Annotated in this window: 32 protein-coding genes; 28 read left to right on the plus strand and 4 right to left on the minus strand. The window is 39.5% G+C overall.

The genetic code is table 11. The features are described 5' to 3' along the window. Positions 1-348: 348 nt before the first annotated feature. The 4 genes from ACP8HI_RS04290 to ACP8HI_RS04305 all read left to right on the plus strand — a co-directional run bounded on the left by ACP8HI_RS04290 (position 349) and on the right by ACP8HI_RS04305 (position 4,067). A complete protein-coding gene (locus tag ACP8HI_RS04290) occupies positions 349-1,128 on the plus strand; it encodes an alpha/beta fold hydrolase (protein ID WP_438349895.1) in 780 nt (259 codons plus the stop codon). 70 nt (positions 1,129-1,198) lie between these two features. Further along, the gene (locus ACP8HI_RS04295; protein WP_438349896.1) at positions 1,199-2,395 is read left to right on the plus strand and encodes a DUF4303 domain-containing protein; all 1,197 of its coding nucleotides are present in this window, start codon (positions 1,199-1,201) and stop codon (positions 2,393-2,395) included. A 221-nt stretch (positions 2,396-2,616) separates the two neighbouring features. Then, on the plus strand, positions 2,617-3,159 hold the full coding sequence (locus ACP8HI_RS04300; protein WP_438349897.1) for a GrpB family protein: 543 nt from the start codon (positions 2,617-2,619) through the stop codon (positions 3,157-3,159). A 275-nt stretch (positions 3,160-3,434) separates the two neighbouring features. Next, entirely contained in the window at positions 3,435-4,067 is a 633-nt protein-coding gene (locus tag ACP8HI_RS04305) for a hypothetical protein (RefSeq protein WP_438349898.1), read from the plus strand. Positions 4,068-4,267: 200 nt separating this feature from the next. On the opposite strand, the gene ACP8HI_RS04310 is transcribed toward ACP8HI_RS04305, so the two are convergent. From ACP8HI_RS04310 to ACP8HI_RS04320, 3 genes are all read right to left on the minus strand, one after another. Beyond that, entirely contained in the window at positions 4,268-5,533 is a 1,266-nt protein-coding gene (locus ACP8HI_RS04310; RefSeq protein ID WP_438349899.1) for a tyrosine-type recombinase/integrase, read from the minus strand. Between the two features lie 77 nt (positions 5,534-5,610). Beyond that, positions 5,611-6,060: an ImmA/IrrE family metallo-endopeptidase gene (locus tag ACP8HI_RS04315; RefSeq protein ID WP_438349900.1), complete on the minus strand. Its 450-nt coding sequence runs from the start codon at positions 6,058-6,060 to the stop codon at positions 5,611-5,613. 9 nt (positions 6,061-6,069) lie between these two features. Continuing rightward, on the minus strand, positions 6,070-6,426 hold the full coding sequence (locus ACP8HI_RS04320; RefSeq protein WP_438349901.1) for a helix-turn-helix domain-containing protein: 357 nt from the start codon (positions 6,424-6,426) through the stop codon (positions 6,070-6,072). Positions 6,427-6,604: 178 nt separating this feature from the next. Between ACP8HI_RS04320 and ACP8HI_RS04325 the strand changes: the two genes are divergently transcribed. Both ACP8HI_RS04325 and ACP8HI_RS04330 read left to right on the plus strand, forming a co-directional pair. Then, the gene (locus tag ACP8HI_RS04325) at positions 6,605-6,847 is read left to right on the plus strand and encodes a helix-turn-helix domain-containing protein (RefSeq protein WP_438349902.1); all 243 of its coding nucleotides are present in this window, start codon (positions 6,605-6,607) and stop codon (positions 6,845-6,847) included. Positions 6,848-6,892: 45 nt separating this feature from the next. Beyond that, the gene (locus ACP8HI_RS04330) at positions 6,893-7,222 is read left to right on the plus strand and encodes a helix-turn-helix domain-containing protein (RefSeq protein ID WP_438349903.1); all 330 of its coding nucleotides are present in this window, start codon (positions 6,893-6,895) and stop codon (positions 7,220-7,222) included. A 161-nt stretch (positions 7,223-7,383) separates the two neighbouring features. Here ACP8HI_RS04330 and ACP8HI_RS04335 read toward each other — a convergent pair whose 3' ends face one another. After that, positions 7,384-7,965 carry a hypothetical protein gene (locus ACP8HI_RS04335; RefSeq protein WP_438349904.1) on the minus strand — a complete coding sequence of 194 codons (582 nt, stop codon included), beginning with the start codon at positions 7,963-7,965 and terminating at the stop codon, positions 7,384-7,386. An 87-nt stretch (positions 7,966-8,052) separates the two neighbouring features. On the opposite strand from ACP8HI_RS04335, the gene ACP8HI_RS04340 reads away from it, so the two are divergent. The 22 genes from ACP8HI_RS04340 to ACP8HI_RS04445 all read left to right on the plus strand — a co-directional run bounded on the left by ACP8HI_RS04340 (position 8,053) and on the right by ACP8HI_RS04445 (position 24,203). Then, positions 8,053-8,352: a hypothetical protein gene (locus ACP8HI_RS04340; protein WP_438349905.1), complete on the plus strand. Its 300-nt coding sequence runs from the start codon at positions 8,053-8,055 to the stop codon at positions 8,350-8,352. A gap of 122 nt (positions 8,353-8,474) precedes the next feature. Then, positions 8,475-9,125 carry a hypothetical protein gene (locus ACP8HI_RS04345; RefSeq protein WP_438349906.1) on the plus strand — a complete coding sequence of 217 codons (651 nt, stop codon included), beginning with the start codon at positions 8,475-8,477 and terminating at the stop codon, positions 9,123-9,125. Next, positions 9,106-9,288, plus strand: coding sequence for a hypothetical protein (locus ACP8HI_RS04350; protein WP_438349907.1), 183 nt, complete (start codon positions 9,106-9,108; stop codon positions 9,286-9,288). The genes ACP8HI_RS04345 and ACP8HI_RS04350 overlap by 20 nt, the downstream gene beginning before the upstream one ends. 98 nt (positions 9,289-9,386) lie before the next feature. Further along, on the plus strand, positions 9,387-9,680 hold the full coding sequence (locus ACP8HI_RS04355; RefSeq protein ID WP_438349908.1) for a hypothetical protein: 294 nt from the start codon (positions 9,387-9,389) through the stop codon (positions 9,678-9,680). Continuing rightward, positions 9,677-9,979 carry a pyruvate-formate lyase-activating enzyme gene (locus tag ACP8HI_RS04360; RefSeq protein ID WP_438349909.1) on the plus strand — a complete coding sequence of 101 codons (303 nt, stop codon included), beginning with the start codon at positions 9,677-9,679 and terminating at the stop codon, positions 9,977-9,979. Before ACP8HI_RS04355 ends, ACP8HI_RS04360 begins: the two co-directional genes overlap by 4 nt. A 38-nt stretch (positions 9,980-10,017) precedes the next feature. Beyond that, positions 10,018-10,953 carry a hypothetical protein gene (locus ACP8HI_RS04365; protein WP_438349910.1) on the plus strand — a complete coding sequence of 312 codons (936 nt, stop codon included), beginning with the start codon at positions 10,018-10,020 and terminating at the stop codon, positions 10,951-10,953. Positions 10,954-10,981: 28 nt separating this feature from the next. Continuing rightward, entirely contained in the window at positions 10,982-11,200 is a 219-nt protein-coding gene (locus ACP8HI_RS04370; RefSeq protein WP_438349911.1) for a hypothetical protein, read from the plus strand. After that, positions 11,193-12,506 carry a replicative DNA helicase gene (gene dnaB / locus ACP8HI_RS04375; RefSeq protein ID WP_438349912.1) on the plus strand — a complete coding sequence of 438 codons (1,314 nt, stop codon included), beginning with the start codon at positions 11,193-11,195 and terminating at the stop codon, positions 12,504-12,506. The genes ACP8HI_RS04370 and dnaB overlap by 8 nt, the downstream gene beginning before the upstream one ends. A 39-nt stretch (positions 12,507-12,545) precedes the next feature. Beyond that, the gene (locus tag ACP8HI_RS04380; RefSeq protein WP_438349913.1) at positions 12,546-12,902 is read left to right on the plus strand and encodes a hypothetical protein; all 357 of its coding nucleotides are present in this window, start codon (positions 12,546-12,548) and stop codon (positions 12,900-12,902) included. Continuing rightward, on the plus strand, positions 12,899-14,041 hold the full coding sequence (locus tag ACP8HI_RS04385) for a sigma-70 family RNA polymerase sigma factor (protein WP_438349914.1): 1,143 nt from the start codon (positions 12,899-12,901) through the stop codon (positions 14,039-14,041). Before ACP8HI_RS04380 ends, ACP8HI_RS04385 begins: the two co-directional genes overlap by 4 nt. Before the next feature lie 14 nt (positions 14,042-14,055). Then, complete coding sequence (locus ACP8HI_RS04390) at positions 14,056-14,478, plus strand: hypothetical protein (RefSeq protein ID WP_438349915.1); 423 nt, start codon at positions 14,056-14,058, stop codon at positions 14,476-14,478. A gap of 102 nt (positions 14,479-14,580) precedes the next feature. Further along, positions 14,581-15,072: a hypothetical protein gene (locus ACP8HI_RS04395; RefSeq protein WP_438349916.1), complete on the plus strand. Its 492-nt coding sequence runs from the start codon at positions 14,581-14,583 to the stop codon at positions 15,070-15,072. A gap of 694 nt (positions 15,073-15,766) precedes the next feature. Continuing rightward, entirely contained in the window at positions 15,767-16,123 is a 357-nt protein-coding gene (locus ACP8HI_RS04400) for a hypothetical protein (RefSeq protein ID WP_438349917.1), read from the plus strand. Continuing rightward, complete coding sequence (locus tag ACP8HI_RS04405) at positions 16,120-16,464, plus strand: hypothetical protein (protein WP_438349918.1); 345 nt, start codon at positions 16,120-16,122, stop codon at positions 16,462-16,464. The genes ACP8HI_RS04400 and ACP8HI_RS04405 overlap by 4 nt, the downstream gene beginning before the upstream one ends. A gap of 13 nt (positions 16,465-16,477) precedes the next feature. Next, positions 16,478-16,918, plus strand: a complete 441-nt coding sequence (locus ACP8HI_RS04410) for a hypothetical protein (RefSeq protein ID WP_438349919.1) — start codon at positions 16,478-16,480, stop codon at positions 16,916-16,918. Then, positions 16,902-17,324 (plus strand): hypothetical protein, encoded by a 423-nt coding sequence (locus tag ACP8HI_RS04415; RefSeq protein WP_438349920.1) that lies wholly within the window; start codon positions 16,902-16,904, stop codon positions 17,322-17,324. Before ACP8HI_RS04410 ends, ACP8HI_RS04415 begins: the two co-directional genes overlap by 17 nt. A 312-nt stretch (positions 17,325-17,636) precedes the next feature. Further along, a complete protein-coding gene (locus tag ACP8HI_RS04420) occupies positions 17,637-18,236 on the plus strand; it encodes a tyrosine-type recombinase/integrase (protein ID WP_438349921.1) in 600 nt (199 codons plus the stop codon). A 507-nt stretch (positions 18,237-18,743) separates the two neighbouring features. Beyond that, entirely contained in the window at positions 18,744-19,529 is a 786-nt protein-coding gene (gene terS / locus ACP8HI_RS04425; RefSeq protein ID WP_438349922.1) for a phage terminase small subunit, read from the plus strand. Then, positions 19,522-20,928 carry a phage terminase large subunit gene (terL, locus tag ACP8HI_RS04430; protein ID WP_438351704.1) on the plus strand — a complete coding sequence of 469 codons (1,407 nt, stop codon included), beginning with the start codon at positions 19,522-19,524 and terminating at the stop codon, positions 20,926-20,928. Before terS ends, terL begins: the two co-directional genes overlap by 8 nt. Before the next feature lie 15 nt (positions 20,929-20,943). Then, entirely contained in the window at positions 20,944-22,440 is a 1,497-nt protein-coding gene (locus ACP8HI_RS04435) for a phage portal protein (RefSeq protein ID WP_438349923.1), read from the plus strand. Next, positions 22,424-23,965 (plus strand): minor capsid protein, encoded by a 1,542-nt coding sequence (locus ACP8HI_RS04440; protein WP_438349924.1) that lies wholly within the window; start codon positions 22,424-22,426, stop codon positions 23,963-23,965. The genes ACP8HI_RS04435 and ACP8HI_RS04440 overlap by 17 nt, the downstream gene beginning before the upstream one ends. After that, entirely contained in the window at positions 23,958-24,203 is a 246-nt protein-coding gene (locus ACP8HI_RS04445; protein WP_438349925.1) for a hypothetical protein, read from the plus strand. Before ACP8HI_RS04440 ends, ACP8HI_RS04445 begins: the two co-directional genes overlap by 8 nt. The last annotated feature ends 125 nt before the right edge of the window (positions 24,204-24,328 follow it).

Below are 24,328 nucleotides of genomic sequence, written 5' to 3' on the forward strand. Positions count from 1 at the left end.
GCGTAAAACACTTTATGCGACGGGATCTATGTCCCAACAAAGCATGCGTTTTTCAGCCCAGTGTTTCCTCCAGTATAAAGAAAAAGTTCATCCCCGAGCCAGTCGGGTATGAACTGAGAATACCAACAGAGTATTCACGCTGCGGGGGACAAGCCCCCTTGGTCTGCCCCGAAGCAATTCGGAGAAGTATGAGCAGGCAGACAACCCTGCGAGGCTAAGTGGCTAAGCCACCCAGTCGCATACGCTCCTTTAAGCCTCTCGGGTTCGTGAATACAGAAACGTTAACTGAAATCAACGGAGAGACATAATAAGGTAAGAATAATCGAAGAAGTAAAGGTGTGAATTCCATTGAAGTTATATTATAAAGAGTCGGGAAATACAGAAGCTTCTCTTATTGTTTTTTTACATGGGGGAGGAGTAAGTGGTTGGATGTGGGAGAAACAAATTGAATACTTTAATGATTACCATTGTTTAGTTCCGGACTTACCTGGACATGGCTTGAGTTCTAGCACGGACTTTTCTATTAATGATTGTGCTGAAGAAATATTAAGTTTGATTCTAACTAAAGTACAAGGTAAAAAAGTTATTCTAATCGGATTTTCTTTAGGTGCACAAGTAGCTATTAAAATACTAAGTATGAACCCAGATATAGTAGATTATTCAATATTAAATAGTGCACTTGTTAGACCTATTCCATTAGCTAATAAAATAATTAAACCTACTATCCGGTTAACTTATAGGCTAACAAAAAATCGAACCTTTTCGAAGATTCAAGCAAAACAGTTATACATTGGAAAGCAAATGTTTGAGACGTATTATAAGGAAACCTATAATATGAATCTTAACACTCTTATTAAGATTCTAGAAGAAAATATGTCTTTTAGTATACCCAAAGACTTCAGTATGTCTAAATCAAAAATTTTAATTACTGTTGGAGAGAAAGAGAAAAAAATAATGAAGAAATCTGTATTAGACATATTAGACAAAACCTCAAATGGTAAAGGTATTATTATACAGAAGGTTGGTCATGGAGTATCCCTTGCCCAACCTGAGTTATTTAACAAGATTGTTGATGCTTGGATTAATGACAAAGAACTACCGAGTAGACTTACCCCTGTAAAAAGGTAATAGATTGAGAGTAATTCGAGGAAGCCGTTGACATCAGTTAACACTGCATACCTACTGCGGGCATTCGCCCTTGATCGCTAAGAAGGATTTCGAAGAAGTATATTCAGGCGATACATTCAAGCAGCTAAGTCTGACGACCCGTTCACTATGGTCACTTAAGCTGCTTGAACGTCAGGAATGCCAGACGTTATCGGAAATGACCGAAAAAGGAGAAAAAAGTATGAAGAACCCTGATTTCAATTTGTTTAAGAATTTATTATTTGATCATTTTCGAAGTAATCTGGAGACCTTTGCAAGTACAACTGAAAATCAAGAAGTATACGCAGTGATTTTGGACTGCTATGCCACCTACGGGACTGTTAATATGAAGTGGAACACATTAGACTCGTTTGAAAATCATGTAAGAAAACATTATAGTTCATACACTGAGGACAAGTTATACGGCTTTTCGGGAGTGAAATACAATGTTGGCGATTTTTATTACGAAGATTCTATCCAACCGAAAGAAATAAAAACATTTAACTCCTTGTACGAAGCTAAACTTTCCGAATATTTCGATATTCAAAATGAAGAATCATTAAATGAATTAACTCGAAAATTTATTAATATTCTAATTGAAATAATTAACGAGCTTGAACCAACTTTTTCACAACTAAATAAGGTTGACAGTTTTATTGCATTTATCGTCGAACATGATTCTGATTATTTTCATTACATAAAAAAGACAGTAACGATTCAAGACTACTATAAGGCATTCCCTGAAATTAAAGAATATGATCTTTATTTAGACAGAATATATTCATTACCAATAGACCATCAAGTTTCCCATTGGTGTGATTTATTAAGTGATATTTTAATTGAGAAGGATACAGATGAAACAAGTTCGTATAAACAAATGAATCGTAACAAGTATGATATTGAAGATGAAATAAAAAAATTAGGATCAATTGCAGCAAGCAGTGTAGTCAGTCTCTTTGAGATATTTTCTGGATATAATCCAACAATTGATGGCTCAAATATTCTAAGCAACCAAGACACACGGTGGCTGTTTTTAAGTATTTTAATTGATATTAAAAACGTAGATGAGGCAACAATTGATCGATTAAAGCAAATTCTAATAAGAAAAAATGAAATCGATAATGAATTACAAGAATGTATAAATATTGCCAGAACACTTCATGCTCTTGATTCTTCACGATTTCCGGAAGAAGAGTATGATGAAGGAAGATTTAGATTGCTAAATTTTGAGGAATATAAGGTCAATTAGTAGGTATATCCATGAAGTCGGTCACATCCGATAACATCATATTCGCGAATCGGAGCCTGACGGCTCCTCGGTCCGCTAGAAGCAATCGGCAGAGATGTGGATTCAGCGGACACATCCGCACCGACTAACTGCGCTAGCGCAGTTAGTCGGTGGGACGTCGCGAATACAAAACGTTATCGAAAATCTTCATAAATACATATTATTAAGGAGGGCTTTTCAGGATGGGTTCTAGACCAGTGATTATTGAAGGTTATGATGAGGAATGGCCTAACACGTTTAATAAATTACAAGATTTATTAAGACACAATTTAGGAGAATTGGCTTTAACCATAGAACATGTTGGAAGCACATCTGTTCCTGGCCTAGCAGCTAAACCCATTATAGATATTGATATCGTAATAGACTCAATGATGTTACTTCCACAGGTAATTGGAAAGCTAAGTGAATTGGGTTACTTTCATGAGGGGAATTTAGGGATTGAGAACAGGGAAGCATTTTCAAGAATTGATGATAAAGTACCTTATAATAACGAGATGAATCCAAAACAGGAACATCATCTTTATGTCTGTAATAAAGAAAGTGACGCATTAATAAAGCACATAATATTTAGAGACATATTAAGAAAACGCCCTGAATTAGTAACTGCATACTCAGCATTAAAGAAAGAACTTGCAAAGAAATTCAAAAATAACCGTATAGCATATACGGAAGGAAAAACACATTTTGTAAACACAGTTATGAAAGATTACAATAATATTTTGTAGATGACTCAGGAAGACGAAGACATCCGATAACACTGCATTTCTACTGTGGGCATTCGCCCTTGATCGCCAAGAGGAATTTCAGAGAAGTTAATTCAGGCGATACATTCAACCAGCTAAGACTGACGACCCGTGCCCTACGGTCACTTAAGCTGCTTGAACGTCAGGAATGCCAAACGTTAGCTGAAATTACTGGAAACAAAATAGAAGATAATACGTGACTATATGAAACTGGTGAGCGATATTATTATTAACATGATATTGAGTGGAGTGATTCAATGAAAGATAAAGGTAATGTTGTAATAATTGCTATTGTTATTCTCGTGATCGGTGTTATTGGAGGTACGTTAATTGCCAAGGTGTCCAAGGAGAAGGATACGGTAGTTTCAACAACACCAGTAGTTAACGAAAGCTCAGCACCTACAGCAAAAACACCAGCTGTTAACGAAAGCTCGACACCAATAGCAACTACTGAAAGCGGGAATCTTCCGAGCAGTGAATACAATTCTGGAGATATAGTAGATATCGCTAAAGCGAAATTAGCATATTCAGTAGTGGCGGTCACAGATAGTTTTATGGACGCGGACGGTCATAGCTATGAAATCTTTAATCAACCGGATGATACAGCAAACAGCATTGTTATTCATTTAAATAAACAATTCTTAACTCTGAAATACTCCGTTTATAATAAGGCGATTATAACGGGCAGCGGTTCGGAGGGGGCGAGCATTTTATGTGAATCCACGAAAGACGGAGAGCCGATTGGCAATCCAATCCTATCAGCAGTAGTGCCAGTAGATGAAATTTATCCTACAGATATTGCAGTGGATGTAACAGGTTTAGATTATGTAGTAATAGTTGACCAAAAGCAAAATTTACAGACATATAATTTCAATGCGATTGCCAAGTGATGTTTAAGTAGTTCAGGAAGCCAATAACTTTCGCCAACACCGTATTCACGCTGCGGGGCTTACGCCCCTTGGTTGTAAGGAGTAAATTAAGGAAGTAGCTCAGACAACACACGTCCCGACCTAAGATAAGAGCTATCTAAGGATAACCCCTTGATCTAACAGGGTTTATAAGGGGTGTTGCCCACAACTTGCCCACAAACTCAAAAGATATCACCGATTAGGGCATCCAACTTATCTACGTTTGCTTTACGTCTCGCCTCAGTCACATGCAGGTAAACGCGCTTAGTCACCTTATCAGTAGAATGCCCCAGCTGTTTTATTATGTCTTCGAGTGTAACATTAGCTTCTGCAGATAAGCTCGTATAGGTATGACGCAAGCCGTGAATAGTAATATATTTGCCAGGTAACCCTACATCCTCTAAAACTTTTACCAACATCTCATTGACTGTTGCTGGTCGTAGTGGATATCCAGGTAACTGATCGGTATGCATTACAAAAATAAAATCTCTGCCGTCTTTATTTACATGGTATTTTGGTCCGACCATAAAGCGGAAGCTTTTTAGATCCTTTATTTGTGCGTCGACAACCGTAGCGATTCTAGCGCTAATATCAATTGCTCGTTTGGATGTTTTGTTTTTGGGTGGTCCGATCTGATATCTTCCGAGTCCGTCTTTGTCGTACAGAGTCGCGCTAATCTTTATCTTCAACTTATCCTTGTCAAATTTTCTTGGTTCGAGCACGCTAAGTTCTCCGACGCGCACCCCTGTATGAGCCATGATTAAAAGTACGCGGGTAAACTGTCTCCAAGCAAAAGCTATCCTGGGAAATTCCGCTTGCTCAGCTCTTTGTTTTGCCGCAGCTATAACGGCGATGAGTTGCACTTTTTCCAAAAAGTTAGGAACTTCTTCTTCTTCGTCACGATCGAAGTCTATTTCGTGCTCCTCTTTAGGGATTGTTGCTCCAACGCTTGGCGATGAACCTATTTGGCCACGCTGAACAGCATGTCTAAATAAGGCGTTCATCAATCCGTGTATGCTCTCGATCGACTTTACAGCAAGTTTACGTTCCGTTTGCATCCATATTAAAAAGTCCTGATATTGTCCTGTAGTAATGTCCTTAATACGCTGACCGTTAAAATATAAGGCGGGGTGCTTTATAAGGTTATTGTATGAGTGGATAGTGTTTAGACTCAACTTATTAAGCTTGATATGATATACAAGCATTTGCGGGGCCCAAAGATTAAATATTGTTTTATCCTCATCGATAAAAGTTCCTTTCGCCAGTTCCGCTTCGATGAGAATACCCGCTTTATACGCTTCTTCTGGAGTCGGATAGGATGGCGTATCCGTTTGTTTCCTATCCTTTTTACCTTCCTCATTAATAATAGGGATATCGTATCTATAGGTATATCCCTTTCCGCGCTTACGCACATTAGGCGGCAGCACATCTTTTTTTCTTCTTGCCACAATTTTACCTCCTTTCGGGAACGTACGTTCTACTTAATGCTATAGGAAACCGCCTCGCGGCGAGGAAGCGCAAGAATTCAGCAGAGCGGTGTTAATGTTAAAGGTTCAAAATATATAAGATCAGGTCCTACGACCACATATAGTCCGTATTTTCGCTGGTAGTGCTCGATGGTGCTCTGTAAAAAATCCTCAGTCACGCCTAGATGCTCAGCGACATCGTGTCTACCCTCTATACCAGCTCGTCCTGCTTCAATGATTCGGTGTAGGGGGATAAGTTTTTGATATCCCCAGGCCCTTGCTCGTAGCTCTTGCTTTCGGTTCTGGACCTTGGATTGATCAGTAATATCTCCGTATGTAGTTTCATAGTGACCCAATTCTTCTGCAAGGATGCAACGCTTCTCATACCTATTTACTCTTCTGTCTATAAGGATAACATTATCAAAATATAACCCCGAAAGCCCTCGTGGTAAGTCTGTTTCCTTAATGGTTAGTTGTGGGTACTGCGATACCAACGCCTCATAAGACATAGCGTCAACTCATTTCCGTTGTGACTTAATAAACTCTATGTATTTTTTAATATCTTCCATTTCATCCTCGGTGACGTTGTCATCTATGTGGGCTGCGATAGTTTCGATTTGTTTTTCTTTTTTTGATAAGCTTTTAGTAGTTGCGAAAGAAGGGTCGATCTCTGACTTATCTACACCTAATACTTCGGCTATTTTTTCTACGTTTCCTACATTAATAAGAGTGTTCGAATTTAAATAATCAGATAAAGTACTTTTAGAAATTCCCGATAGTTCAGCGAGCCTTATTTGAGTCAGACCCCGCGTTTTTATTAACCCTCTTAAATTTTTGGCGATTTCATTTTTTAGTGCTAAGTCCCTGTCTATCACATCAATGCCCCCTTAAAGTCATTAACTATTCTTGACATCATTTTAAATCATAACTTCATTATATGCAAGATATTTTCCGTATATTTTCGGAAATATTATTTTTTATCCGAATAAATTCGTTTGACATTCCGAATTTATTCGGATATTATGGGTACAAGATCAGAAAGAAGGTGATCAAGTGGTAATCACTTTACGAGCAGCTAGGGTTAATTCAGGTATGACTTTAATGCGAGCATCAAGCAGCTTAGGTATTAACAAAGACACGCTTTCTAGATATGAAAGAGATTCAGCTGACATACCAAGAAGTTTATTAGTAAACATCCAAAGGTTATATGGAGTTAATGGTGATAATATTTTTTTTGGATGTGAATCCGAGTTTTTTCGGACTAGAAAGATGTATGAATTAATCGAAGGGGGGTGAGGTAAAAGGAGATGGAGTTATTAGACAGAAAGTGAGGTGTTATTTATGTCTGAACAGATTCAAATGGCTATAACGATTATCAATCAAATAATTACTATGCAGTCAGCAGACAACCAGCGTTTGATTCTGAGCGATTTATTCAGTCGTTTTGGCTGGCTGGAAAAAGAGGAGTACCAAATTATGACCGATGAAGAAGTAGCTAAACGGTTTGGCGTCACTGTTCGTACTGTGCAGGATTGGTTGTTATCCGGCGAGCTTAATGGGTTTAAGGAAGCACGCAAATGGTATTCCCGTACCGATTGGGTGAGGGAGTTCGAAAATTCCAAGTCGAGTGAGCCGAGGATCAAGGCAATTCTTTTGAGAGCAGGAACTTGATAACTGTTCTGAAGTGGAGAAAGGAGAATGAAATGAATAAATAAAAACACCCTCGCTATTAAAGAGAGTGTAATGAAAAAAATATACCTAAGGGGAGGTAAATATGTTCAGAAAGATAAATAATGGGGATTTAATGATAGTTTTAGGTGCATCAACATTGATTACTTTATTAATTTGTCGATTGTGACCATAAATAAACCTAACAAAAATCCGACACCTATAAATCCGAGAATCGGAGGAATGGCTACAAATATTACACTCAAGTAAAGTCTTGATTTTGAAGTAAATTGATCGTTGTTTATACGGTAATATATATCTCTTGTTGGCAAATGCATTTTCTTTCTTGTTCTTTCGAATTCTCGGTCAACTAACTGACAAAGATGAATGTAATGCTCAGTTATTTCCTCGTGTGAGAAACCATCTTTATCAACGGCACATCTGAAGAGTCTTGACCAATGAACTATAGATGGATCAACAAGCTCATAGTGATTTTGGACAATCGTTGAAATTTCTGCGGCTACTATTCTCAGTCTAGTTATACCAATTTCATTAGATGGCTTGTATAAATCAGGTTCAAGCAATACAAACATAGGTAAGTAGACAAGTTTTAATTGATTTTCTAGCGGAGCTTTGGAGAACTGGTATCTGTATCCATAAAAAATAAGGATACCACTTATAAAGACTCCGGCCCAAATTCCAAGCCAACTGACTATCCCGTTTGAAAGTGTAAATAAATGAGTCAACAAAAGTATCAACCTTTCTAATTTAATTGTAAATATCGACAATTTCTATTCTATCAGATAAGAAAATTATTGAAAGGAGATTGAACAATGACGATCCCAGAGGAATTAATGAAAGACCGCTACTGGCGTGGAACACTATATCTATTTACGGAGCATTCACTGTTGCAACGTTACATTGCGACACATATTGACTTTGCAGAATGTACGATTGATATAACAGGTCTGAAACGAATTTCAAAGCCATGGAGCCAGTCCGAAAAGTTTATTCTTTGTTTGGCCCTGCATCTTTTTAATGAATCTAACAAAGTTAATTTGTCCGATATGGATTCACTGGATCCAAACAACAAGGAACTGGTGTTTGAAGCACTTCAATTAAGATTCGGATGATAGTAGGGAGAGGGTAGAAGAATGACCTTAGAACACTTAGCTCGTCTATGGTTCAACAATCCCATTCAGCACGCTATTATCGTGCGAAATATTAAAAAGAAATCTAAAGGAGCGAAATAAATATGTCAACTATTCAAATGATCAAATCGGGTGTGGATGAAGCAATACATTTGTTTGGAGTAATGAATAAGTTTTCTGTGCCTTGTAGTTTGGAATTAAAGCTCAGTGAATGGTCGGATCCATTGGTTAGCATCGTAGGTGAATCTGTTAGGATCGAATATATCGAAGGTAATGAAGGGGATTCACTTGTGGTCATTCTAGGGGAATCAGAGTTCTGTTTTAATCTTAATATATCGGTATCTAAATATATCACGGACTTTCAAATAACTATGTGTATTGCTAATGACGAATATTCAGCCTGGTTCAGTAGCGGTGTCATTTCTCAGAAAGGCATTGCAGAAGCTAATGATTATAAGGAATACGAGGAAGTTAATGATTTCGAACTTGGGATCGGTACAGAGCACGAACTAAGACTGGTTGAGTTCATACGTACTCTAGATTTTGATGACGTATTAGATGCGACAACCGCAATAAATAAGGAAGCTGAATTTGCCGAAACTAAATCATCTAGATGTCTTCCGTATGCGGTTAAGGGCTTCAAGGAAAGAGTGAGCAGATTGAAACAATTATCTCTATTGTTAGGCATGGCAATCAATGATTATCGCTCAGAGGTGTTCCTAGGGGAGGATGGCAATGAAACCAAGGTCGATTAATGAAATCACAAAGGATATGATGGCTCTCGGTTCAAGTCCTGAAACGCTTGAACGGGATATTGAGAAGTTGAGTGAATCCATTGTAGAGGGAATTGGTTTGATAGGCTGGACTGAGGTCATAAAAAGTCAAGATCGCCTTAACAATACCTTGGCGGGGCGTTAAGACGATCGCAAAATTCAATATAGGTTTCCTTGCGCACATTATAGCATCATTATTTTGATTTGCGCAAGGGCTGCCTATCAAATAGGAGAGTGCTTAGAATGAAAAAGCTACTATCAAAATTATGGTCTATTAGAAAAGTTTTTATACACAATAAGCGTCTTCTTGCTCATAAAGCTTATTTGGAAATACAGTTGGGCATTGCAAATGTACGAGCTGAACAGGCAAATACTAGACTCAAAGATTTTAAGTCAGATAGAATTGAATACTTTGAGCATTTGAGAAGCGTTGCTAGTTACCAGGCAAATTTTATTGAGTTGAATGGACTCCAAGTTGAATACACGGAGTATGTCAGAACCCTTCTTGCTGATTCCAAGAAGGAGGTCGTCTCATGAGCGTTCTAGTTGGGAAATTACAATATGAAGATTTACCACCTGATGAGCGTGAGCTTGTTGACTTCATTAATAAATATGATCGTAGACCATTAAGTGATTTTTACGGAAAATATCACCATATCAAGTTTGAGTGGCGCCCTCTTCTTGATAATAAGAAACAGCTATTTGATGACATGCTGAATGTACTGGAAGTCGTTAGTTGGGAAGAACGGAGAGAATTCGTAGCACAGGTCATCCGGTGTGTAGCATTGCCTGACGACGCCCTAGAGCAATTATTTGAAGCGGCATTTGGTGAGTGATTTTAAATTATCTGATGACGAGTAGGGGTAGGTGAAGTATGGCTGTAAATGGGTATATCAGGGATCACCGAAGAGAACTCCAGAGCGATATATGGGCCATGCCGCCGCTCTATCATCGGCTTTGGCAGTATCTCAAATACAAAGTTAACTACGAAGATGGGGAAATACCGAAAACTGATGGCGGTGTATTCTTGATCAAAAAAGGACAACATTTGACCTCTGTTCGAGGGTTAGCACAGGGTATTTCCTGGTATGAAGGAGTACAGAAAAAGGAGCCAAATCCGAAGACAATTGCCTCAATTCTCGAATGGATGGTCAAAAGAGACATGATCACAATAGAACGTGGTAAGGGTAACAGGGAATACACGCTAATAACCCTTGTGAACTGGGGGAATTATCAACCTCAAGCTGTTACTGATAACAGTGAAGTAACACATGACGGAGAAGCTAGGGAACAGCAAGCGGATATAAAGAATAAAGAACTAAGAAGAATTAATAAAGAATTAATAAAAAAGGATATTAAAGATTCTTCCGCCGAAATTAATAATTTCCGCTCACGCTATTTTCCTGACCTTATAAAAATTATCGATGAATACCTAGATTTCGTGAGAGAGACCAGGAAGGGTAAGAATATATCCGACAGCATTATTCTTAAGATCATGAAATATTTCGATAAGTACACCCTTGAACGAGTGGAGTACGCTATCAGAACTCATATGGGATTGCCAGAAAAATCAAGCGCCAAGGAAGAATACACTTTCGCGATTGTAAAAAATACAACGGACGAAGAAGCGAACCGTAAACTTACAGCGCTCAGGAATGGAACCCAATCAAACGACAAGATCGGTAATAGCCGTTTTGATCAAAATAAATCACTACTGCAAAGGGAAATGGAGGAATTACAGAATGAACAAGGAGGACACGCTCAAGGTACTTACCCTGATCTCCACGGCTTACTCAACATTCCAACTTAGCAAGGAAGCCATAATCCTTTGGACAAGCATGATGTCAGATATTCCATTTTCTCGAGCGATACAGAATTTGGATCATCACATCAAGACGGTTAGGTTCGCACCAACCGTTTCGGAGATTCGTGGGAATGTATCAGGAACGGACGTTGAAAGGCTGAGACTTGAAACCCAACAACGATTTCTCCTGATGGACGAATGGGAGAAGAATGCCGGACGACTTCTCTTAACAGGTGGTGAAGCAGATGAATGACTTATATCACCTTGATGCTGAACAAGCAGTGTTAGGGAGTTTGCTACTGGATCGGAGCACCGAAACAAGCGATCTCATCACAGAGAGGTTATATCCAGAAGCATTCTCTCCTAATCACCGAGTGATCTTTGAAGCGGTATGTGAGTTACATGACTTAGGCAAGCCTATTGACCTAATCACCTTAAGTACAGCGTTAAGAGAGCGGGGAGCGCTCGAGGACATCGGAGGAATAGGGTATTTATCTGACTTGGCTGACGCCGTTCCAACAACCGTAAATTTAAAGCAGTATATTTCGATTCTTGAAACCAATGGTCTTAAGCAAAAAGCACGAAGGGCTTTAGAAGAACAACTTATGGCACTGGATGCAGAAAGCGATCCTCGTAAAGTAATTGCTGACATGCAAAAAGACGTTGAGGAATTAAGTGGTCAAATCAGATCGGAACGAAGCTTAATCAGCATCGATGACGTGATGAAGGACCATGAGGACGAAGTGGAGGCCCGTGGAGAGTCGAAGGGAATAACCGGGGCACCAACATGCGGGATCGATCTGAACAAACTCACAGGAGGTCGTCAGAAGCAGGATTTGATCATACTCGCTGCTCGTCCTTCGGTAGGTAAGACAGCCTTTATGCTAAACGAAGCCTTGGCAGCTGCTAAGGGTGGATATGCAGTTGCTATATTCAGCTTGGAAATGCCTGCTAAAAAGTTAGGTGAACGGCTGATAGCTAATATTGGGATGCTAGACGGAACTATCCTGAGAACTGGACACTTAAGCCCAGATGACTGGCCTAAATACACAGGAGCTCGTTCGGTGTTGAGTACCTTGCCGATATACATTGACGATACGCCAGGCATCACGATCCAAGAGATAGCATCCAAAGTGAAGCTGCTGAAAAAGAAATATAAGGATCTACTAGTTCAGATAGATTACCTGCAGTTGATTAACCCTGGCAGAAAATTTCAAAGCCGTGAACAGGAAATCAGTTACATCAGTCGCACTCTTAAGCAAATAGCGAGAGATAATGATTGTCCGGTAGTTGCTCTTTCTCAACTCAGCCGAGGTGTAGAACAACGGCAGGATAAGCGTCCTATGATGAGTGATTTGCGGGAGTCCGGATCCATTGAGCAGGATGCAGATGAGATAGATTTTCTTTACCGAGATGATTATTACAACGCTGATACCCCGAAGAAGAATATCGTTGAAATCATCGTTGCGAAAGGTCGTAATACAGGAACGGGATTAGTAGAAATGTTCTATTTCAAAAATATCAGTAAATTTTCTGATATTGATAGATATCGCTACTGACAACGAGTAGGTACAAAATAAAGGGGCGTGAATATCACGATGTATAGTCCCAAGCTAACGGTACAAGAGAATAACAGAATCATCGTCTGTTACGAAAAAATGTTCATACGGCAAGTTAACTCAGCCTATGAATCCAAGGAAATGGATGAGGTAACCTATTGGAAGTTCATGTCTGAACGTTGTGAAGCTGAGACGACAGAAGGAATTTATGATTACTTCCAGCAATTATTTATAAAACTCATGACCTATCACCAGGAACGATTGCAGGCCCAAATCATCAAAGGTGCGGAATATATAGAGTCAATAGGAACGAAACACCCGCATTACCGAGCGGCATTAAGAAAATATGAAACTCTTTGCCAACAGCTGCAGGAGAGTAAGGAGAGGGAGAGATGAATAATTATTACAACCCTCATCTTGGTTACTGTGATGAAGTGATCCCTAAAAATATGGGGATGGTTCACTCCATAGCGAATGCGCACCGGAAATTTATAAATCAGGGTGTGGATTACGAAGATTTGGTGGGAGAAGGAACCATTGGGCTTATAAAGGCATTTCACGCCTATGACCCCACCAAATTTAATGGTGAGGTAACAGCATTCTCCACGTATGCGTTCCCTATGATCAAATGGGAAATACAACGCTTCATGAGGGATAAGGGATCGAGCGTTAGGGTTCCACGATCCATATACTCTCTAGTAAATAAAATTTATAAAAACAACTTAGTAGATGCTTCACCGGTTGATATATCAGAGAGGTTGGAATGTAGCTTAAAGGAAGCGAAAGAAGCTTCTAAGCACATTAGAAACTCACGTGTATCATCATTGGATCAAAGTCTAGGTGCTTCTGAAAATGAATCACAATCTGTTTCACTACTTGATATGATGGCGAGTAAAACTGACCTGTCCGGTGTCGTGGTGAATGAGTTCATCTTTACGCTCGAGGACAGAGAACGTGAGATTACAGAAATGCGGTTGGAAGATAAGTCACAAAATGAGATTGCCGAAGTGGTTGGTATCTCACAGGTTCAAGTAAGTAGACTATTAGTCCGGATTGGTGAAAAGCTTATAAAATATATGGAAATTACAGAGAGCGAGGATATCAAAATGAAGCATGAAGTGACTACAAGAAAAGTGAATTTAGAAGAAGCCAAAAGGCATGGTGTTAAAACGATGCTCGAAGGCATTGAGTGGTTTGTAGACGGTAACTTACCCAGTAACCCAACGATCGGTCTAAATGCAGGAGGACTCCATTTGAACACGATGGCAGCTCAACTACTAAAATGCGAAGTAGGCAACTATGTAAGAGTCGGATTCAGTGCAGATAAAACGTGCTTGATCGTGGTTAAGGATACATCTGGAATAAAATTGCGAAAGGCATTTGGTGGTACGGGTTCTGTCGCTATTATAAATAAACGATTGGTAGATTGGCTTGATCAAAGGAGCGTAGAAAGGAAACGGTATGTGATACAACATGACGAGACGACAGACGTACATTACATTCAATTGGACATGAAACTCGCATCCGGTCAGTGAGGGGAAATCAGATTATGGAGTTAACTGCAGAGGATGCTTCTCGACAAATGTTAGGAGTCTTCAAGGGAATTAAGACCACCTACGATCAGCATACGAAAGACCTGGCTCATTGCAATGATGAGTATCTTGACCTAACTCATGCGTTGGAGTTTCTGGACGTGGACGATTTGGGAGGTTATGAGTTGGTACGTCAGATGCAGGTGAACAGACGTAGACGCCGGAGGGCTAAGGATGAGATTGAACGGCTACAACCATTGTATGACTACCTGAACCGTCAGAAAGGAATGACCGGAGAATTAAGCAGACTCCACCAAGTTGTTCAAGACATTAGCAAAAATCAAGGTAAGCGAAAGTATACATCTAGGATCCGAACTGATCTGCAGGAGCAATTTGAGCAGAGCAATAACAATAAAAATAGAGAAGAACTGTGCGAATGAGTAAACAAAACGAGACCCCTTGCATTCCTTGGTCGGGCGCAAGTGGTCTCTACTAATAGTAATTCCTCTCACTATATTACCATACAAAGGGGAATGAGGGGAATGGCGATGGCATGGGGACAAGGAGAACTCTTTCCAAAGGCAGACAAGATGGAGATCCAGCGAACAAAATTCTTGCTTGGTAAATATAAAAGTATGACTTCACTTATGAGTGATTTTGAGAAATTTGGACAAGAACTAAAGCAAGTGGCCATAGATGGTGAATCAGCAAGACGGATCGATCAGGAGGATATGCACGCAGATAAGACCGCGAATGCAGCAATTCTAATCGAAAAGCAACGATGGGTATACCAAAAGTATCATTTCTATACACATCAACTACGAAGAGCATGGGGTATAGTCCAGGATGAGGATTCCAAAAAGGCTATTGATTATAGATACATGCAGGGATATTCATATAAAGAGACGCTCTTATTCTTCCGACATGGCTTAAGTGATAGCACGATTAGACGGAAGATTACGGACGGTGAGGAGAGCATGGCCAACACCCTCAAGCTCATGGGATTCTTTGAACAGGACGATACGGAATTTTGACCGTAACATGAACGTAACTTGACCCTAAGTTGAGCACCACATGAACTTATTCCCGTGGTATATTGATAACGTGGTAATTAAGCGAGAAGGAACTGTTCTCTAAGGTGAACATAGGTTTTAAAGGGTGAGGTTCATTGTGAACCTCACCCTTTAGCTCGTTATGCGGTAGTGATACCGCAATATGCTAATGACATTATTTATACAGATGAATAGATTCAAATTAACAAGCGCTTACGTATATATGTCTGGAGACTTTTCTTTACCTATTAAGGAAGCCCTAAAGGATTTGACAATAATTGAACTCCAAACGATACTGAAATATAGAAAAGACACATTCCTGGCGAGATATACTTTTATGAAAAGGCAGGAAATCTGTAATATATAACGAATATAATCTAAGTTAGATTGCGAAGGGCTAAAAATTTATAATTCAATTAAATTATATGAACCTTTATGGTTATTGATAGTAATGACCTTATGCTTGATAGTTAATGTAATTAGGTTGTGCAGTAAGCTAAAAGTGAATATACTAATTACACTTTAACTATTATATCTTTGTTTTGTCTGGAGATTTAAATGCATTCAACGTTTAACATTGGATTTGATGTTGAATAACTACATATGTAGAATGGAGGGGTGCTTCAGTGAGGGGTAATATTATAGAAGCATATTCTTTGATATTAGGACAACGTTTATGAAAGAGTTATTACGTCATAAATATGAGCTAGCCGAGATTGAAAGACATCTCACAGCACATCGTATAAAAGAGGAATTGAAGCATAAGGAAATAAAGCAATGGGGGGAAAGACATTACACAAAGGAAATACGTGAGCAGATAATACTTTTGGTAAAGAATGATGAAGATAAGAACTGGGCAGTACCTGAATTAATTGAATGTAGTAATAAATGGGGTAGTTCGAATTTGACATATTCCGACATATTAATATTTGCTACATATGATACTAATGTTCAATCAGTGGAGCATAAAGATTACAGTGGTTCTATTAGTCAAAAGATATTCAAAATATTATTAGGAGGCGGTGGGAAATGAGTGTATCTTTCGCCCTTCTTATGAATAAGACTTTTGAATTCTCAGACAACGTAAATTGTTTTGAAGATTTCTTTGGTTTTGAGACAAAAGTTATTAATAAGAAAAATGTCAATGGTGTTCACCAAGCTAAAAGGTATTTGGTGGATATCACTCAAAACAAAATTCATTTTATCCTTTTAAGTCCAATGACCAGAGAAGAAAAGGTAACATTGGTAAATGAAATAAAGAATTTTGTGACCCTGTATTTTTCTGATCAAATAGTGGGAGTGAAATGGTATACACCTGATATAGATGATCTTTATACAAATCTAAATTCAGAAAAGAATATGGTATTGATATAAAGGAGTGTTAATATTGAAAAATGATGAGCTTGAAAAATTACTTGCTGATTATGAGTACCGAAATGTGACTGGTTCAGATAATTACAATCTATATGCTATAGATTTTGATTATTCCAGTATATACCTATATTTTGAAGAGAACGTCAATTGTTTAAGGATATTATCACCCCGAATAACTGAAATATATAGGGCGTTACTTCCATCTGCTTTAGAAGAAATAAATTTAATTAATTCCGATATTTTTTTCGGTGCTTTATTCATTTCGAAGGATGATGATGATGATGAATTTCATCTTAGCTATATCTACGCCGTCGCATTGGAACGTGGAGAGGGAACCGCTTTGAGTCAAAGGGAATTAAAAGAGTATATAGACTATATAAGTTATTTGATTCCCTTAACAATTAAAAAACTAGAGGATCTTGAGAGGGAATATACGAATGGGCTTAACGTATAAATACTTACAGATAGGTGTCTTCTTAACCTTTACTGGGTTAGGTATAATTCGTATATTTGATAGTGATTTTCCCTTTATAGTCTTTTTTAATATTACCTCATTTTTTCTTTCGATTCTTTCACTCTTATATTTAGCTAAAGAAAAAGTGGAGGATTTATACATTCCCCCTAATAGAAAGTTATACTTATCAAACTTATTATCAGTGATTATGGCTCTAATAGTTGCAGTGATTGTAGGTTTTGGGTTGCTTGCATATTTCAAAATTGTCTCAACATCTTTAAGTGATGGCTTTGCTGTTATAGCTTTGGGAATATCATTATCTAGTTCCTGGCTTTCAGATGTAATAATTAATATCATTGAAGAGGATAAAAGATCTGTAAAAAAAACTAAAGAAAGTTCATATTAACATTTGTGTTCATGAGCATATTTATGATCTTTTGAGTTTACAACATAATGCCCAACGCCCCTTCTTTATTAACTCGGTAGAGCTAGTAGAATATTCTGTTATGTTGATTAGGGTTATTTTACTCTAATGGAATAACGAATTGCGTGTTGTAGGAAAGACTCTCCTGAATATCAAATTAAAATCTAAGCACCTTAACGGATGCTCTTTCATTTGATAATAGTGAAATGGCTAAATGTAGATAAAGAAGGAGTCACTCTTAATTATAGGAGTGGCTCTTTTGTTATGAAAAAAACTGCACAATGAGGTGGTGATATGAATGAGGTCCAACCGATCCGGGACAAGTCGGTAATTGTCCAAATCAAAAACTATCTTAAGGTTACGAGTTTCAGAAATTATATCTTCTTCTCAATGGGTATTCATAGCGGTCTTCGGGTATCGGATTTGCTGCAGCTCAAAGTTTCATCTGTCAGAGATCAGCTGCACATCAATTATGTGGCTGAGAAAACCAAGAATCGAAAACGGAAGAAGAAAAAGCGTAAAAAGTTTATCATTCACCCAGATCTTTACGAAGACTTGATGATTTACATTGAGGATATGGATGATGAGGATTATTTATTCCCTAGCAGGCAACGTAAGAAGCTCACTGGAGCTGTAGGAGAACCGATTCATAGAGTAACAGCCTACAAGATGATTAGCGGTGTAGCAAAGAGATTTGGGCTTACTGGCATCGGTGTTCATTCACTCCGGAAGACGTGGGGATATCACCTTTATAATGACGATCCACGCAACCTAGCGTTACTAATGGAGATGTTTGGTCATGAAGATATAGCTACAACTTTGCTTTATATAGGCAATACCCAGGACTCCATGGACGATGCAATTAGGCGTTTGAGTTTTACACAATCAGGCTAATGTTGCACTCAAAAAGAGAATTGACACAAAGCTTGATGTGATCGTAAAGATACAAATTCATGAGTGCAACAGAAATAGAGTTATGTTTCTCTCTAGTTACATTTATTAGGGGAAATCAGGTTCAAAAATTGGTTGGAAAAGTTGGTTTTGAGAGAGGGAAAAAGAGAGTGAATTCCTTATTTAGAATGATTCTAAGAAAACCAACTCAATTCCAGTCCAATCTAGGTGTATAAACGATGAATAATTTCGGATTTATGCAAAATGGCTGGGAAATAATCGAAAATATCAATTTCAAAAAAATGAGCAATGACGCGGGTTTGCACGGTTATGCATAAAGGATGAATGGACTACTGATAAAACTACTGATAAGCAAATCAGTTAAACCTTGATACTATGCTCCTCTTGCTGTTATTTTGGAGAAGTACTTATGTTCAAAATCAGCATTTTGTGCACATGTACTTGCATAAGTCGTGTATACACTATGTCGGGGGTGAGGTGCAACATGTAATGGCAAGAGAGAGAAGTCCAGATCGTAAGAAAGCACTCTCCCTATGGTTTGAGAGTGGCAAGGAAATGAAGCCTGCAGAGATAGCGGCCAAGCTTGGTATCAATTCGGGTATGGTCCGTAAATGGAAGAGTCTTGATAAGTGGGAAGAGCTGCCGGATCCGCGTCCAGGTGCGCCACATGGCAACCGCAATGCTAAAGGTAATAAGGGCGGTCCTGGTGGTCCTATAGGAAATGATAAGGCTGTTACACATGGATTGTTCCGTAAATTCCTTCCAGATGATAAGGAAACACAGGAGATTTATGACCTGACCGCTGATCTAACACCACTAGATATATTGTGGGAAAGCATTCGCATACAACTCACAAACATCATCCGTGCCTTGAGCATTCAGCATGTAACAGGAAAAGATGAAATGATCAAGGAATTAAAAAGGGCAGAATACGAGCTCGTCAATACTGGCACTAAGAGAGATCCTGATATCAAGCAAGTGGCTATAAAGGAAGAGTTTGAATTCCAGTTCGCTTGGGATCGATCTGCTACTGGACTAAAGTCAATGGCTGCTGCATGGACATCCCTCACTCGGACTATTAAGCAGTATGATGATGCTCTACGCCTTGCTACTCCTGGGCAAGCGAAAGAAGAATATAAACAGCGGATTGAACAGATCAAAGCGAACGTTGCTGTTTTAAATTCCAAGGTACCAAACAGGGATACGGTTGATATGAACAATCCACTCAAGGATCTGACCGTCGAGGAACTTAGGAGGTTGATCCGTGATGGTTGATTTCGAATTAATCAAAAGATACGCACGTATAGAACTTGCTAACCGCGAGTTCTTTTCTTTTTGTCAGGCTATGGCCCCAGACTTCTATAAGTCTGAACGAGAGTACCTGGTTAACCTCTGTAATGAGATGCAGGAGTTCTATGAGTCTGAGGACGACATACTGATAGTCAATGAGCCACCGCGGCATGGAAAGAGTCGTACAGCGTCCATGTTCGCACAATGGGTATTCGGGCAAGACCAGTCTGCTAAGATCATGACGGGATCATACAACGAGACACTATCTACCACGTTCAGTAAGGCTGTGCGTAACGGGATCAGCACCGTTAAGGCTGATGAAGGCATGATCGTGTACAGTGATATATTCCCGCAAGTTAAGATCCAGCGGGGTGATGGTGCTATGAATCTATGGAGTTTAGAAGGTGGATATAACAACTACCTGGCAACGTCTCCTACGGGTACGGCTACAGGCTTCGGTGCTACGATCCTGATTATCGATGATCTAATCAAATCAGCGCTTGAAGCAAACAACGCAGATGTGCTAGAGAAGCACTGGGACTGGTTTACTAATACGATGCTGTCACGTCTTGAAGAAGGCGGCAAGATCATCATTATCATGACTAGGTGGGCGACAGGTGATTTAGCAGGCAAGGCGTTAGAACACTTCACAGAGGAGAAAAAGAAAGTCCGTCACCTTAGTATGAAGGCCTTGCAGGATGACGGAACGATGCTATGTGATGAAGTCTTATCTCGTGAATCATACGACATGAAGGTAAGAGCCATGGGTGAGGATATAGCATCTGCTAACTATCAGCAGGAGCCAATCGATATTAAAGGTAAGTTGTACAGCTCATTCAAGACATATGACAAAATTCCATCGGATGCTTCAGGGAATCCGTTGTTTACCTCTATCCGAAACTATACAGATACAGCGGATACAGGAGCCGACTTCTTATGCAGCATCAACTATGGTGTGTATAACAACGAAGCTTACGTGTTGGATGTCCTATACACGAAAGAGCCAATGGAAGAAACGGAGCCTGGTACCGCTAAGATGATCCATGAAGGCAAAGTGAATGTAGCTGACATAGAATCCAATAACGGTGGTAGAGGGTTTGGGAGATCGGTTGAGCGGATACTGTTGCAGAAGTTCAAGAGTAACAGAGCTCAGATCAACACCTTCCACCAATCGAAGAATAAGGTTGCAAGAATACTTTCTAATGCTACATGGGTGATGGGTCATGTATACTACCCAGCTAACTGGAGAGATCGATGGCCTGAATACTATAAGGCTATGACGAGTTATCAAAAAGAAGGTAAAAACAAGCATGATGATGCCCCGGATGCTACAACAGGAATAGCTGAAAAGATTGGTCAAGGTGATACATTCAGCTTCGATTGAGAAAGGAGGGCCTAAATGATTAACCTATTAAACCTTGGAAGTAAAATGGCAAGGATCAAGAAGATAATCACAGATGGTGCAAAATCGGCCATGACTGATAAACAAATATTAGAACGTGAGATTGTAAAGTTTAAGAACTCACCAAAGCGTAAGCATATGATAGAGGGTGAGATGTACTACCAGGGTGACCATCCAATCTTAAAACGCAGGAGAACGGTGATAGGGGCTGATGGTCTGCTGGAAGAAGTCGAGAACCTACCGAACAATAAGATCATTGATAACCAGTATGCAAAACTGGTTGATCAAAAGGTGAATTACTTGTTGGCCAAGCCACTAACGTTTGAAACGGAGAATGTACCCTATAGTGAATTGCTAAAGGGAGTATTCAACAATCGATTCCTCAGAACGTTCAAGAACCTGGGCGAAGATTCAATGAATGCCGGAATTTCTTGGTTACATCCCTACTACAATGAGATAGGTGAATTTCGCTTTAAGAAGTTTCAACCCCATGAGGTTCTTCCCTTCTGGAAAGATGCTGATCATACGGAGCTGGATTTCGCAATTCGTATGTATACGGTTGAAGCCTATGAGGGTACAAAGGAAGTCGTCATTGAAAAGGTTGAGGTTTATACCACCGACGGAATCCATCGGTTTGTATGGCAGAATAACGCTCTGCTAGATGATGTGGAGAACCCATCAACCACATACCTTAAGGTAGAGGATGGTGAAGGAAATGAGGTAGGCTGGAACTGGTCAAAAGTGCCGCTCATTCCGTTCAAGTACAACAACAAAGAGATTCCACTGATTAAGAGGGTGCGATCGTTACAGGACGGTATCAACACGATCCTATCAGACTTCCAGAACAACATGCAGGAAGATGCTCGTAATACGATACTGGTCCTACAAAACTATGACGGTCAAAATTTAGGTGAATTCAGAAGGAATTTAGCTCAGTACGGTGCGGTTAAAGTCAAAACGGTAGACGGTGCAGCCGGTGATTTGAAGACACTAGAAGTGACAGTCAACTCAGAGAACTACAAGGTCATCCTGGAGATATTTAAGAAAGCTCTGATCGAGAATGGCCGTGGTTATGATGCCAAGGATGATAGAATGTCAGGTTCGCCTAATCAGATGAATATCCAGTCGATGTATAGCGATATAGATCTTGATGCAAACGGTATGGAGACAGAGTATCAAGCTTCCTTCGAAGAGTTGCTTTGGTTCGTTAATGTGCACTTAGCCAATACCGGACAAGGTGATTTTGAGAAGGAACAGGTAAAGGTTATCTTTAACCGAGACATCCTCATTAACGAAACTGAGAGTATCGAGAATGCATCTAAATCTGTTGGTGTTATTTCGATGGAGACGATTGTTGGACAGCATCCTTGGACATCTGATATTAAGATCGAACTGGCTCGAATTGAAAAAGAAAAGCAAAGTGCAATGGACGAATACGAAAATGCTTTTCCCAAAGGGGCTACAGGCGGTGATCTAGATGGCACCGAAGAGTAGTTACTGGCAGAAGAGGTTCATCAAACTACAGGAAGCCCAGCTGAATAAAGGACAGGCTTATTACTTTGAATTAGAGCAGCAGTACAAGATTGCTGAAGCTAGCGTTGAGAAGGACATTGCAAGATGGTATCAACGTTTCGCTGATAATAATGAGATATCCCTGGTCGAAGCTAAACGGCTCCTGAATACTAATGAGCTTAAAGAATTTCAGTGGGATGTCATGGAATACGTCAAATATGGTGAAGAGAATGCGCTGGATCCACAATGGATGAAAGAACTTGAGAATGCATCAGCGAGGGTTCATATATCGAGGCTGGAAGCATTGAAGATTCAGACCCAACAACAGGCCGAAGTTCTATACGGTAACCAGACTGACGGAATTGATAAGCTAGCTCGAGGTATCTATTCAGATGGTTATTATCACACAGCCTTTGAGATTCAGAGGGGTTTTAATGTTGGGTATGATCTACATGGCTTGAATGAGAAGCAGCTATCACAGGTCATATCAAAGCCCTGGACTGCTGATGGTTCGACCTTTAAGGATAAAAGCTGGACTGCAAAGCAAACATTGGTTAATTCAGTACACACCCAGCTTACGCAAGGCATCATCAGAGGTGATACACCGGATAAGGCTATCAAAGCTATATCGGATCAATTCAATGTGAGCAAGAACAAAGCTGGCCGTTTGATTATGACGGAATCGGCTTTTTTCGCTTCAGCTGCTCAAGAGGATTGCTTCAAAGCACTCGATGTTGAGAGATTTGAGATTGTAGCAACGTTGGACAACCACACTAGCGCAACATGCCAAGCACTCGACGGTAAGGTATTTGATATGAAGGACTATGAGGTAGGGGTGACCGCTCCACCATTCCATCCTTGGTGTCGCACATGTACCGTTCCATACTTTGACGATAACGAGGGTGAGCGTGCAGCACGTGGCATTGACGGTAAAACATACTACGTTCCAAGTAACATGAAGTATGAGGATTGGTATGATAAGACGATCAAGAGCAATCCAGCTGCTGTTCTTGAAGAGAAGAAACGTAAGAACCTAACTTCTGACAAAAATCAGTTTACTCAATACAAGGAAGTATTAGGTAAATATGCACCGAAATCCTTTGCTACGTACCAGGACATGAAGTATAATAAACCTGAAGAATGGTCGAGTATGAAAAGCTTGTATCGAGATGTTAATTGGCAAGTTACTGCTCAGAAGAACCTTGTAAAAGGCACTCTTCATAAAATCGATGTAAATGGTCCACCTAACAGCGCCTACGATAACTACGTAGATGGCAAACTTGACTCTAGAAGATATTACGGGCGTACAGGGAAAGTAAAATTAGATATACACTTAACTGATCACGGGAACGCCAAAACGCATAAGATTGTACCTCATTCTCATGATTGGAGAGAAATAGAAGGTTCGAACAAAGTTAAGAGAGATGAGGAGGACGGTAGGGAACTTACTAAGGGCGAACGAATAGCGAATAAGGATGCTATAGAGAGGAGTGGTAGGTATGAGTGATGATAAGTTTAATAATTTGGAAGAATTTAAAGAATCAATTGAAATGAGACTAGATATCGAGTGCTTCATCTATGGTAGCAGATACTATATCGGATGGTCTGAAGGGAAAAGAGTTATTGCGCTATGCCCTGATGGAGATGGAGAATTCTTCGATTCACTTGAAGATATGTTGGAGTTTCAAATTGAGGGTAAGCCAATCAAAGACATTTGGCAAGACATAGTAATTCGTTGCATGTAGAAGCACTTTCGACCGTAACTGGTAGGAGGTGCTTTTATTATGCCTATTTTCGTCATTTTGGTATTTTGGACGTTAACTATAAAGACAAATCCGTGGACGAAACCCACGCTAAAAAGCGTAATTTG

It is taken from the genome of Paenibacillus sp. FA6, assembly GCF_051550225.1.
In the GTDB taxonomy this organism is placed as follows: domain Bacteria; phylum Bacillota; class Bacilli; order Paenibacillales; family Paenibacillaceae; genus Paenibacillus_AQ.

Excerpts from the sequence above, each read along its gene's own strand:
- ACP8HI_RS04445 (WP_438349925.1), top strand. The coding sequence starts at position 23,958 with ATGAGTGATGATAAGTTTAATAATTTGGAAGAATTTAAAGAATCAATT.
- ACP8HI_RS04305 (WP_438349898.1), top strand. The coding sequence starts at position 3,435 with ATGAAAGATAAAGGTAATGTTGTAATAATTGCTATTGTTATTCTCGTG.
- ACP8HI_RS04315 (WP_438349900.1), bottom strand. The coding sequence starts at position 6,060 with ATGTCTTATGAGGCGTTGGTATCGCAGTACCCACAACTAACCATTAAG.
- ACP8HI_RS04355 (WP_438349908.1), top strand. The coding sequence starts at position 9,387 with ATGAAAAAGCTACTATCAAAATTATGGTCTATTAGAAAAGTTTTTATA.
- ACP8HI_RS04365 (WP_438349910.1), top strand. The coding sequence starts at position 10,018 with ATGGCTGTAAATGGGTATATCAGGGATCACCGAAGAGAACTCCAGAGC.
- ACP8HI_RS04300 (WP_438349897.1), top strand. The coding sequence starts at position 2,617 with ATGGGTTCTAGACCAGTGATTATTGAAGGTTATGATGAGGAATGGCCT.
- ACP8HI_RS04415 (WP_438349920.1), top strand. The coding sequence starts at position 16,902 with ATGGGCTTAACGTATAAATACTTACAGATAGGTGTCTTCTTAACCTTT.
- ACP8HI_RS04360 (WP_438349909.1), top strand. The coding sequence starts at position 9,677 with ATGAGCGTTCTAGTTGGGAAATTACAATATGAAGATTTACCACCTGAT.
- ACP8HI_RS04390 (WP_438349915.1), top strand. The coding sequence starts at position 14,056 with ATGGAGTTAACTGCAGAGGATGCTTCTCGACAAATGTTAGGAGTCTTC.
- ACP8HI_RS04350 (WP_438349907.1), top strand. The coding sequence starts at position 9,106 with ATGAAACCAAGGTCGATTAATGAAATCACAAAGGATATGATGGCTCTC.
- ACP8HI_RS04330 (WP_438349903.1), top strand. The coding sequence starts at position 6,893 with ATGTCTGAACAGATTCAAATGGCTATAACGATTATCAATCAAATAATT.
- ACP8HI_RS04380 (WP_438349913.1), top strand. The coding sequence starts at position 12,546 with ATGTATAGTCCCAAGCTAACGGTACAAGAGAATAACAGAATCATCGTC.
- ACP8HI_RS04395 (WP_438349916.1), top strand. The coding sequence starts at position 14,581 with ATGGCGATGGCATGGGGACAAGGAGAACTCTTTCCAAAGGCAGACAAG.
- ACP8HI_RS04435 (WP_438349923.1), top strand. The coding sequence starts at position 20,944 with ATGATTAACCTATTAAACCTTGGAAGTAAAATGGCAAGGATCAAGAAG.
- ACP8HI_RS04405 (WP_438349918.1), top strand. The coding sequence starts at position 16,120 with ATGAGTGTATCTTTCGCCCTTCTTATGAATAAGACTTTTGAATTCTCA.
- ACP8HI_RS04420 (WP_438349921.1), top strand. The coding sequence starts at position 17,637 with ATGAATGAGGTCCAACCGATCCGGGACAAGTCGGTAATTGTCCAAATC.
- terS (WP_438349922.1), top strand. The coding sequence starts at position 18,744 with ATGGCAAGAGAGAGAAGTCCAGATCGTAAGAAAGCACTCTCCCTATGG.
- ACP8HI_RS04370 (WP_438349911.1), top strand. The coding sequence starts at position 10,982 with ATGATGTCAGATATTCCATTTTCTCGAGCGATACAGAATTTGGATCAT.
- ACP8HI_RS04440 (WP_438349924.1), top strand. The coding sequence starts at position 22,424 with ATGGCACCGAAGAGTAGTTACTGGCAGAAGAGGTTCATCAAACTACAG.
- terL (WP_438351704.1), top strand. The coding sequence starts at position 19,522 with ATGGTTGATTTCGAATTAATCAAAAGATACGCACGTATAGAACTTGCT.
- ACP8HI_RS04345 (WP_438349906.1), top strand. The coding sequence starts at position 8,475 with ATGTCAACTATTCAAATGATCAAATCGGGTGTGGATGAAGCAATACAT.
- ACP8HI_RS04400 (WP_438349917.1), top strand. The coding sequence starts at position 15,767 with ATGAAAGAGTTATTACGTCATAAATATGAGCTAGCCGAGATTGAAAGA.
- dnaB (WP_438349912.1), top strand. The coding sequence starts at position 11,193 with ATGAATGACTTATATCACCTTGATGCTGAACAAGCAGTGTTAGGGAGT.
- ACP8HI_RS04340 (WP_438349905.1), top strand. The coding sequence starts at position 8,053 with ATGACGATCCCAGAGGAATTAATGAAAGACCGCTACTGGCGTGGAACA.
- ACP8HI_RS04385 (WP_438349914.1), top strand. The coding sequence starts at position 12,899 with ATGAATAATTATTACAACCCTCATCTTGGTTACTGTGATGAAGTGATC.